The organism is Chryseosolibacter indicum, from assembly GCF_018598585.1.
GTDB lineage: Bacteria > Bacteroidota > Bacteroidia > Cytophagales > Cyclobacteriaceae > Chryseosolibacter > Chryseosolibacter indicus.
In genome coordinates this window covers 1-8,294 of the sequence record NZ_JAHESD010000110.1, presented here as the reverse complement: position 1 = coordinate 8,294, position 8,294 = coordinate 1, and the positions used below count along the sequence as shown (strand labels likewise).

Annotated in this window: 10 protein-coding genes; 1 reads left to right on the top strand and 9 read right to left on the bottom strand. The window is 40.6% G+C overall.

Annotated elements, in window-relative coordinates:
• Positions 1–197: 197 nt before the first annotated feature.
• The 3 genes from ltrA to KK060_RS24160 form a co-directional block, all read right to left on the bottom strand.
• Positions 198–1,418 carry a group II intron reverse transcriptase/maturase gene (gene ltrA / locus KK060_RS24170; protein WP_254157744.1) on the bottom strand — a complete coding sequence of 407 codons (1,221 nt, stop codon included), beginning with the start codon at positions 1,416–1,418 and terminating at the stop codon, positions 198–200.
• An 8-nt stretch (positions 1,419–1,426) separates the two neighbouring features.
• On the bottom strand, positions 1,427–1,690 hold the full coding sequence (locus KK060_RS24165) for a hypothetical protein (RefSeq protein WP_254157742.1): 264 nt from the start codon (positions 1,688–1,690) through the stop codon (positions 1,427–1,429).
• Between the two features lie 502 nt (positions 1,691–2,192).
• Positions 2,193–2,528: a DUF2185 domain-containing protein gene (locus tag KK060_RS24160; RefSeq protein WP_254157740.1), complete on the bottom strand. Its 336-nt coding sequence runs from the start codon at positions 2,526–2,528 to the stop codon at positions 2,193–2,195.
• Between the two features lie 344 nt (positions 2,529–2,872).
• Here KK060_RS24160 and KK060_RS24155 point away from each other — a divergent pair, with 344 nt between their 5' ends.
• A complete protein-coding gene (locus tag KK060_RS24155; protein ID WP_254157738.1) occupies positions 2,873–3,793 on the top strand; it encodes an IS110 family RNA-guided transposase in 921 nt (306 codons plus the stop codon).
• Between the two features lie 102 nt (positions 3,794–3,895).
• Here KK060_RS24155 and KK060_RS24150 read toward each other — a convergent pair whose 3' ends face one another.
• From KK060_RS24150 to KK060_RS24125, 6 genes are all read right to left on the bottom strand, one after another.
• Complete coding sequence (locus KK060_RS24150) at positions 3,896–4,570, bottom strand: hypothetical protein (protein WP_254157736.1); 675 nt, start codon at positions 4,568–4,570, stop codon at positions 3,896–3,898.
• Positions 4,571–4,759: 189 nt separating this feature from the next.
• Positions 4,760–4,969: a hypothetical protein gene (locus KK060_RS24145; RefSeq protein WP_254157734.1), complete on the bottom strand. Its 210-nt coding sequence runs from the start codon at positions 4,967–4,969 to the stop codon at positions 4,760–4,762.
• Between the two features lie 376 nt (positions 4,970–5,345).
• Positions 5,346–5,798, bottom strand: a complete 453-nt coding sequence (locus tag KK060_RS24140; RefSeq protein ID WP_254157732.1) for a hypothetical protein — start codon at positions 5,796–5,798, stop codon at positions 5,346–5,348.
• 427 nt (positions 5,799–6,225) lie between these two features.
• Positions 6,226–7,053, bottom strand: coding sequence for a hypothetical protein (locus KK060_RS24135; RefSeq protein ID WP_254157730.1), 828 nt, complete (start codon positions 7,051–7,053; stop codon positions 6,226–6,228).
• Positions 7,054–7,056: 3 nt separating this feature from the next.
• Complete coding sequence (locus KK060_RS24130; RefSeq protein ID WP_254157728.1) at positions 7,057–7,416, bottom strand: hypothetical protein; 360 nt, start codon at positions 7,414–7,416, stop codon at positions 7,057–7,059.
• Positions 7,417–7,716: 300 nt separating this feature from the next.
• Positions 7,717–8,294 (bottom strand): macro domain-containing protein (locus KK060_RS24125; RefSeq protein WP_254157726.1); only part of this gene is annotated, 578 nt, incomplete at its 5' end.

Sequence of the window (8,294 nt, the reverse complement as noted above, 5' to 3'; positions counted from 1 at the left end):
TCTTTAACTCCTATGATTTCTGGTTCCCAAGCTTTCCCAATTTTATAATATCTCATCTGTCTTAAGTATGGCTACCAGTCGAGTCACCCCAGGGAGTTGCACCCTGAGGTTCTCACAGAACCGTGCTTGAGAGTCTCCCCTCACACGGCTCTTCCTGTTTAATCACAAAGGTATGTAATCCTTCATAGTTTACATACCTACGGACGTACCAATTTCCAGTGTGCGAATAAATCGGGACGGTATGCATACTTATGCTGGAGCCATCTGATCGAGGCTTTCTTGTAAAGTCTTTTCTCCCATTTCACCCACTTCTGTAATCGCTTATTAAGCTGTTTCCATAAAGTATGCGTGTGATAAGACCAGAACTTACAATAGTAGTTGATCACGCCTCGTATGACTGGGTTAAGTTCGCGGGCCAGTTCTTCTACGCTTACGCGCCGTTTATGAATGCTTTTAAACTTATCCAGCACACTGCTCACTGATCCGCTGCTCATCACAGACCTTGGCAAGATGCGTTTGCCATTGCCTTTCACTTTTGTGTAGTGTGGTTCTATCCTGAACCCAAGGAAGTCGTAGCTCTTCTTATATTTCTTCTCCGAGCTTCCTCGAACGTTCACAATCTTGGTCTTCCCTTCGTGGATATCCAGACCGCATTGTGCGAACCTTTCCTTGATCTGCTTTAGCAGATAGATCGACTCTCGCTCCGTGCGGCAGTGCACCACAATGTCATCTGCATACCGCTCAAACGGTTTTCTCCCATAGTGCTTTTCCATCCACTTATCGAAGGTAACATGAAGAAAGATATTGGCTAACAGTGGACTGATAACTCCTCCCTGAGGAGTCCCTGTCATCTTATCAACATAACTTCCATCTTGCTGTACAACACCTGCTTTTAACCAACACCCAATATACAGCAAAACCCACTTGTCTTTATAGTAGTGCCCAACTGCTTTCATCATTAGCTCATGATTAATGGTGTCAAAGAAACTTTTGATGTCAAGGTCTATCGCCCAGCTGTGTGTAAAAGAATTATCAGTAGCCCTCGCTACCGCCTGATGACAATTCCTTCGCGGACGATAACCATATGAGCTGTCGTGAAATTGTGGCTCTACTATCCTTTCAAGATGTGTCTTGGCAACTTGCTGTGCGATTCGGTCTAACAACGTAGGTACTCCAAGCTTTCGTACACCTCCAGACTTCTTCTTAATCGACACTTCTCTTACAGGCATAGGAAAGTAACTTCCTGAACTCAGGCGATTCCATAGTTTATATAAATGTGATTTTACATTACGATCTAGCGCAATCCAATCCATCTTATCAACGCCAAAACCTCCTTTGTTTGATTTTACTTTCTGGTAGGCCTGCCATACCATCTTTCTGGTAATTGGCTGTGATCTCGTTTCATAATAGTCGATCATCCCAATGTTTATTGGTTGTCGTTCATTATAGAACCAAACAGGCTAAGTCCTTCGCTCCATCGCCTTTTAGCAACTTCATCACTACTACAACTTAGTCCGTCACCGCTATCTGATGTCATCCTTACATCTTCAATGGTTTTGAAACTCATCTCTTCGATAGCGATTTCTCTTGTTCCATACAAAAGCCCATGTTGAAGTCTCGTCAGCTTTACCCCGGATGTTATGCAATCAGTAATCATCCCGATAGCTATCGGGACATTGCACTTGGTCACAGATATAAACGTAACTACCTGTTTTCAACATCGCTTTATAATTACGAGGCTTCAGTCGCTGATTCACTCTATTCGACTCTTCAACATTCATCTACAGAGATCAAGTCTCCGTTTTTTCCTTATCGTTCACCACAATGTATGTTTCCATCATTGCAGCATAAGGTGATTTGCAGGCTATCTCTGACGATCGCCTTGCGGAAGTCCATTTCTTTTCTTCTGATCATTTCATCGGCCAGTTCAGTTCGCTCGACCTCCGCATGAATGATAAACTCCTAAAAAGCCTTCCATCTTTTGTACAGCATCTTCACTCTTACAACTGAATGATGTTCAAGACACACACGTTTATGTATGTGACGTTGCGGGCATGGAGGGCAAATGAAGGAGGAACGACTGATTTGCCCGACTACTCCGAAACTGTCCCACGTGACCGAACGTTATTTGAAAACTAAACTACAAATTTACACTACACCCCGCAATGGCACATACATTGTGTTGTGCGCAGTTACGACTCCACTGTCCTGAACTTGTTTGTCCCTTTTATTCTCTCTAATTCTGTCCCGATTGGTAGGTCTAGATAATCAACTATTGAAGAGTCATAATTTACAATTGTGTTGACGTCATAAATTGCCCAGTTGTCCGCGTTGTCAGCATATTCCTGTGACTCTGTCCCTGATAAAAATCTCCAACCACTGTCATGTTTAAAGTCGGGCGTGTCTCGATACATAAAGTCAACAAGTTCTCCGTCAACAGTTATTTTGTCCGTGGCCATACAACCACCAATGGGTTGAATCAACTGTTTTATGTCCTTTCCGTCAATCTTAAACTTCTTTGTCGTCATAGTAATTGCGCACAACGTTCGTGTTTATGCAGTTTAAATTTTCCTTTAAAACTAATTCAATGAAATTTGAATTGCATATACACATCCTAAGTTTACAAATCAATAAATTAGCTTCTGAGAAAGAACAAAAGAGAGGACTAAGGTTACTATATGCGTAGGGACTTCCGATTCCGTCAACAATGATAGCCCCCTCTCTTTTCTACTTTAAATTCGAACAGTTCACTAGGCATAAAGCCTGTTTATAGGATGTAGAATTACAAGTAGCGCTTGTTCTTTCCTTAAATCAAATACTATGAATAAAGCTACAAAATTTATCGGTATAGACATTTCAAAAAATGTCTTTGATGTTTCGTTTTCAAATGGAAAACACTTACAATTTAAAGAATGACGTTGGGGGTTACCAGCTTTTTGAAAAATCACTTGTAGACAATGATCATTGCGTAATGGAGGCAACAGGTTCTTACCACTTGGGTTTAGCAACGTGGCTTGTTGGGCGAAATCATTTTGTTTCTGTAATCAACGCACTTGTAATTAAGCGGTTTGTGCAGATGCGTTTAAAGCTTGCAAAAACAGACAAAGCAGACGCGAAAATGATTCGACTTTATGCTGAACTGGAAAAGCCCACTTTGTGGTCTCCCCCTGCAGAATACATCCAGCAGGCTTCCGAAATAAATGGACTCGTTGAAATGCTGATCCGACAGCGCACTGCTTTGAAAAACAAACTCCACAGCGTAAGCATAAGACCAGGCAATTTTGCCATGGTATTAATGCCTCTGCGAAAACAAATTACAGTTTTAAATAAACAGATCAAGGAGTTGGAAAAATCAATGGAAGTGCTTATCACCCAACATCAGGGAAAGCTATTATCCCAATTGCAGTCGATCCCAGGAATAGGAACCAAGACAGCAATGTTCCTAATCGTAATAACGGATGGATTTACAGCGTTTGAATCAAGTAAACAGTTATCTGCCTTCTTTGGACTCGCTCCTACAATTCGACTTTCCGGTAAGTCAGTAAGAGGCCAGAGCCGAATAAGTAAAGCTGGCAACAATGTTATCAGAAACTTGCTATTCATGTGCTCATTCTCCGCCTGCAAGAATAATAAAGGGTGCAAAGATCTGTTCGATAGAATTGTAGCCAAAGGAAAATCCAAAAAGCTTGCGTTGATTGCAGTCGCTAACAAATTATTAAAGCAGTCATTAGCAATAGCAAAATCAGGAATGGTGTATGACGAGAATTACCGGAGTGCTCAACCCTGCATTTAATAATATTTTTCTTTTCGACCGCCCTCAAAAGTCATGGGTGGTTGAAAAGAAAAATATTCTTTTGTTTGGTTTTCAACACAGTTCATTGTTAGCGGCTGGCACTTATCCACCAACTTCAATTGGTTTTTCCAATTTCCTAAGATTCCAATGAGCATCTATCCATTTACCCTTTGACCAATCCTTCGTCCACCGAGGTTTAAATTCCGGATTGATGTCCGCAGTATCTGGAATAAAAGTAAGCAAGTCACTTGTAGAGAAATAAAACTGAACGAATGTCCCTGCTTTACGGGGGTGTGATATTTGAACAAGTCCATACTTATCCTTTAAGTCACTTAACTCGGACATATATTTGAATGGATCTTTATTCGTCAGCTCTGAGTACCCCATAGTCTTTACAAAACGGTCCCAGTTTGTATAAACAGTTACTTTGTTTTCAACCTTTACCAATTTCAGATTGAATATTGAAGTATCATATTGGAATTTAATGGCAAAATCCTTTATAAACCTTTGTGGTCCATGAACTAATATTGTCTCTCCTCTATCGCCTCGGGAGTATATAACATTATATCTTTCGTTGTCAATCGAGTCATTTTGCCAAAATCCATTTGGTCCACGATAAATAAAAAACCAATGCTCAAGTGCTTTTAGCTGATTGGGATCAATGGTCTGAATAAACTCATTAACGTTGTCCTCAACGTTAATAACTCTTCTTCTTTCCTCACAAGAATGGAAAATCAGTCCGATAGCTATCATTGTTAAGAAACGTACTCTGTTCATAAGTGCTTGCCGCTAACGTTTGAGTTTATGCAGTTGCGGGATTAGGAGGGTTTAAAAATGAAGCGCAGCGGAATGTTAAACCCGACCTGCTGCGAAATTGTCCCCGTGGCCGAACTGCTTTTGAAACATGAACTACAATTTAACACTGCACCCCGCAATTGCATAAACTTTTTGTTGTAGGCAGTAGCATTACCTACCACCATTTTGTTTGTGATATCTTATTAAAGTCTGCAAGAATTTCGTTGTCTTACATTTTATTGAGTTGTGCCCGATTCGCATTTCTTTGTCGTCATCCCACAATGTCACAGCAGTGTAACCACCGGGAGGCGCATTTATTCCAGTAAACGGCATGTATTTTATTTCTTTAATTTCTGTCCATTTGTATGTCCATCCATTCATATTATTGACCAGTTTGTCTGGGGATACTATTATGACAGGCCGGCTTGTTATTGCACAGAACAAAAATCGAATGTAGTCAGGCAAGGCTACTGGTAGAATCACAATCGACGGAGCCAAAAAAATTATCGAAACCAATAGATTGTTCTCGTACGTCATGCAGAAAAGATATGTAAACAACGAGGTAAAACCGACTATGATAATTGTCCCAAGTGTCAGCGCCTTGGCAGAAAAATGGTATTGATATGTCTTGTGACTTGTCATCAGTCTGTCTTATGCTATTGCCTACAACGTTTATGTATAAGCCGTGGCGCTGAGCGAAAATAAAAAAATGTCCTTCCTTATCAGCGCCATGGCTTATACATCTTGTTGTAGGGCGTTAATTCTTTCTCTCTCTTTCTAAGAATCCCCATGATTCATTGTAATACTTCTCTAATGCTATATTTCCGTCTTTGTCATAGAAAACCTCTGCAATTAACTTTCCATGATCTGTATAGATTTCTCTATATACTTTTGGGTTTGATGTCCGCTCCGGATAATATTCTACTATGTAACCGTCTGTATTATACCGCTTAGCCTTTTTGTCGATGTGCCAATTATTAATTTTTATTTCAAAATCCCTTTGACTTAGTTTTTGCAATTCAAACTGGAGTCTAAAGGCACAAGTACAAGTGGTTTCTCCGTCACTCTTGTTCGTATATTCAAAGTACAGCGTGTCATTCGCTAGTTTCTTTAAATGGAATTCGGGTTCAAATGAACAGTTGTCAATCCAAGTTAGATCAATTGTCGTTGTATCACGTTGTGATTTAACTTTATTTATCATCGAGTTCATCCGATACTTGTGGAAATTCCCTTCGTCACATGAAGAATACTTGGCATTAATCAACCTTTGTCCGACTAAATCATTTGTCAGGACTGTTAATAAAATTAATATAGTGATCCTCGATTTCATGAATTAATGCTCTACAACGTTGGAGCATATGACGTTGCCGGATAGGAGCGCTAATAAATGACCGAAGGGAATGTTTAACGCGACCTGCCGACTCTGTCCACCGAGACCGAACGTTGTTAAAAAACGAAACTAAGAATTTACATCTAGCCCGGCAATGGCATATGCATTTTGTTATGCACTGTGCCGCGCATCAGCCTACTCCTAACCACACGGATGCAAAAGCTTTGGGTGTGCGTCAGGATGCGTGGCTTTGGCATTGGTGTGGTTTATAGATGTCCACATTTCAATTCGTTGTTAGCGTACATTACTAATTCGCTGTCCCAAACAATTTTTGAATCAAAGGTTCCGTAGCAGCGCCCAATATGTAAACGATTAATGTCCATAGAGCCACCAACATCCAATTGTTTTTCACAATTTCAACTATTCCTGGAAGCGTCAGACCATAGATATCTTTCTTCTTCACATTTACTTTTAATTCGTTTTTATCGGTGCGATCTACAATGCTGTCCATAATATCAACCTTTCTCAAAGTTGATTGGTGCAATTCTAAATATTTTTTATCCTCATAGGCTTTCGCCTCGTCTGACCCTTTTAATGCATGCCGTAACGTTATTTTATTTCTATTGGCAAGATTCAAAAGTCTTCCGTCAGGCTCGTTTCTCTCATAGCCATAAGTATAAATCTTCCCCAATATTCTTGGCAAGTCATACTTCCGATCTTCATCTAATTCATATGGTTCGCCTCCGAGAATTTTGTATCTATTCGCAATAGCTTCAAATCCAAAATTAGCGTCACGCATGTTCCAATGTATCCACCTATGGTCCTTATGCTGCTTCACAAACTGATAAAAGTCATCAAGCATTTTCTTTTCCAATTGGTCGTACTGCTCGTCAGTTAGATTATTAAAATCATTCTTGTCAAACTGTGCCTGCAGGTGAATTGAGAAGGATTTCGTTTGCCCTGACCTAAAATTTCTAATGCAAATCGATGTTACTCGAGGCGTCTTTCCATGGGTGGTGACAAAAGACTCGCATGAGTAATGAATAATCAACGTTTTGTTTTTGTCCCTTGTTAATTCCTCAAGTTCTTTGAGCCCTTCTCTTCTTTCACTAAGTCTTTTTGATTCGAAAAACATATATTAGTTCCAATAGATCCATGATAAGACTATCCCGATCAAAATCCCAAGGCGTTGTGCCGTAGGTTGATATTCAGGTAAAATGGCGAGGTTTAGGAAGTACCAGACAATAACAAATAGAGGCAGTGCTACATAAAGATTTGCCATCAATCCAAACCACGAAAATGAATACAGCGCTACATAAGCTCCTGTAAATGATCCAATGATCGTGCACAAGAACTGGAAAATAAATTTTTGTTGTGAGTTATGAAGCTTAAAAACTTGGTCACCAGTTGTGGTGGCAACCATTAATGCCAATGATGTGGCTAAGGCGTCCACTACACCAAACAGAATAATTGAAACAATGTAGGCTAGAAAAGTCATAAACTTATTTGTTCAGTTCATCAGTCGCAAGAATTGGCTCTTTTGCTTGCTTTGGTGTCGCGATGGAATGTGTGGCAAGCAAATGTGCCAATGCGCGGTGGCTACTACTCTGTCCGCGCGGCATTGTGCATAACGTTTATGTATGTGACGTTGCGGGTTTGGAGGCAAATGAAGGAGGAACGACTGATTTGCCCGACTACTCCGTAACTGTCCACCGTGACCGAACGTTGTTTGAAAACTAAACTACAAATTTACACTGCGCCCCGCAATGGCACATACATTTTGTTGTATGCTGTGCCATCATTCGAAGTCGTAAACCACTGTCTCAACGCCAGCTCCTGTCAACTCATGTGAGAGTGCGGGTTCAATCTGATCCCATGTCCCTCCAGCAAGTCCGCATCCTATTCTAGGCATGTGAACTGATCCTTTAATTTCTCGAGCAAATACACTTACTTTAGCTAGTCCTTTTCGTATCGCTCCATATCTGATAGGAGGAGATCCATCTTTTCCCTTTTTGATGTCATGTTGTCCAATAAGGTTTGCGATCCAGATCGTGGGTTCGACTTGAACAAATTGAACTTCACCTAATTCAAAATTTTTACCGTCCTTCGACCATTCTCTGTATTTAGTCTCCGGTTCTTTCCATCTTTTTGAAATAGCGATTACAAATCCTTTTCCCCAGCCACCTACATCGTTACAGACATGAACAATTATTTTGTTTCCTTGTCCAATTGGTTGTGTCGCGTCTCCTTTTACGTATTTTATTTCCATGGTCGTCCCTGTCCTGATGGCATTGCATACAACGTTCGTGCATGAGGCGTGGCGGGAATAGGAAGCCTTAACGATGTAGCGAAGCGGAATGTTAAGGCTGACCTGGT

Bases quoted from the DNA above. Each gene is read 5' to 3' on its own strand.
- ltrA (WP_254157744.1), bottom strand. From the start codon at position 1,418: ATGATCGACTATTATGAAACGAGATCACAGCCAATTACCAGAAAGATG.
- KK060_RS24130 (WP_254157728.1), bottom strand. From the start codon at position 7,416: ATGACTTTTCTAGCCTACATTGTTTCAATTATTCTGTTTGGTGTAGTG.
- KK060_RS24135 (WP_254157730.1), bottom strand. From the start codon at position 7,053: ATGTTTTTCGAATCAAAAAGACTTAGTGAAAGAAGAGAAGGGCTCAAA.
- KK060_RS24150 (WP_254157736.1), bottom strand. From the start codon at position 4,570: ATGAACAGAGTACGTTTCTTAACAATGATAGCTATCGGACTGATTTTC.
- KK060_RS24140 (WP_254157732.1), bottom strand. From the start codon at position 5,798: ATGAACTCGATGATAAATAAAGTTAAATCACAACGTGATACAACGACA.
- KK060_RS24160 (WP_254157740.1), bottom strand. From the start codon at position 2,528: ATGACGACAAAGAAGTTTAAGATTGACGGAAAGGACATAAAACAGTTG.
- KK060_RS24155 (WP_254157738.1), top strand. From the start codon at position 2,873: ATGTTTCGTTTTCAAATGGAAAACACTTACAATTTAAAGAATGACGTT.
- KK060_RS24145 (WP_254157734.1), bottom strand. From the start codon at position 4,969: ATGAATGGATGGACATACAAATGGACAGAAATTAAAGAAATAAAATAC.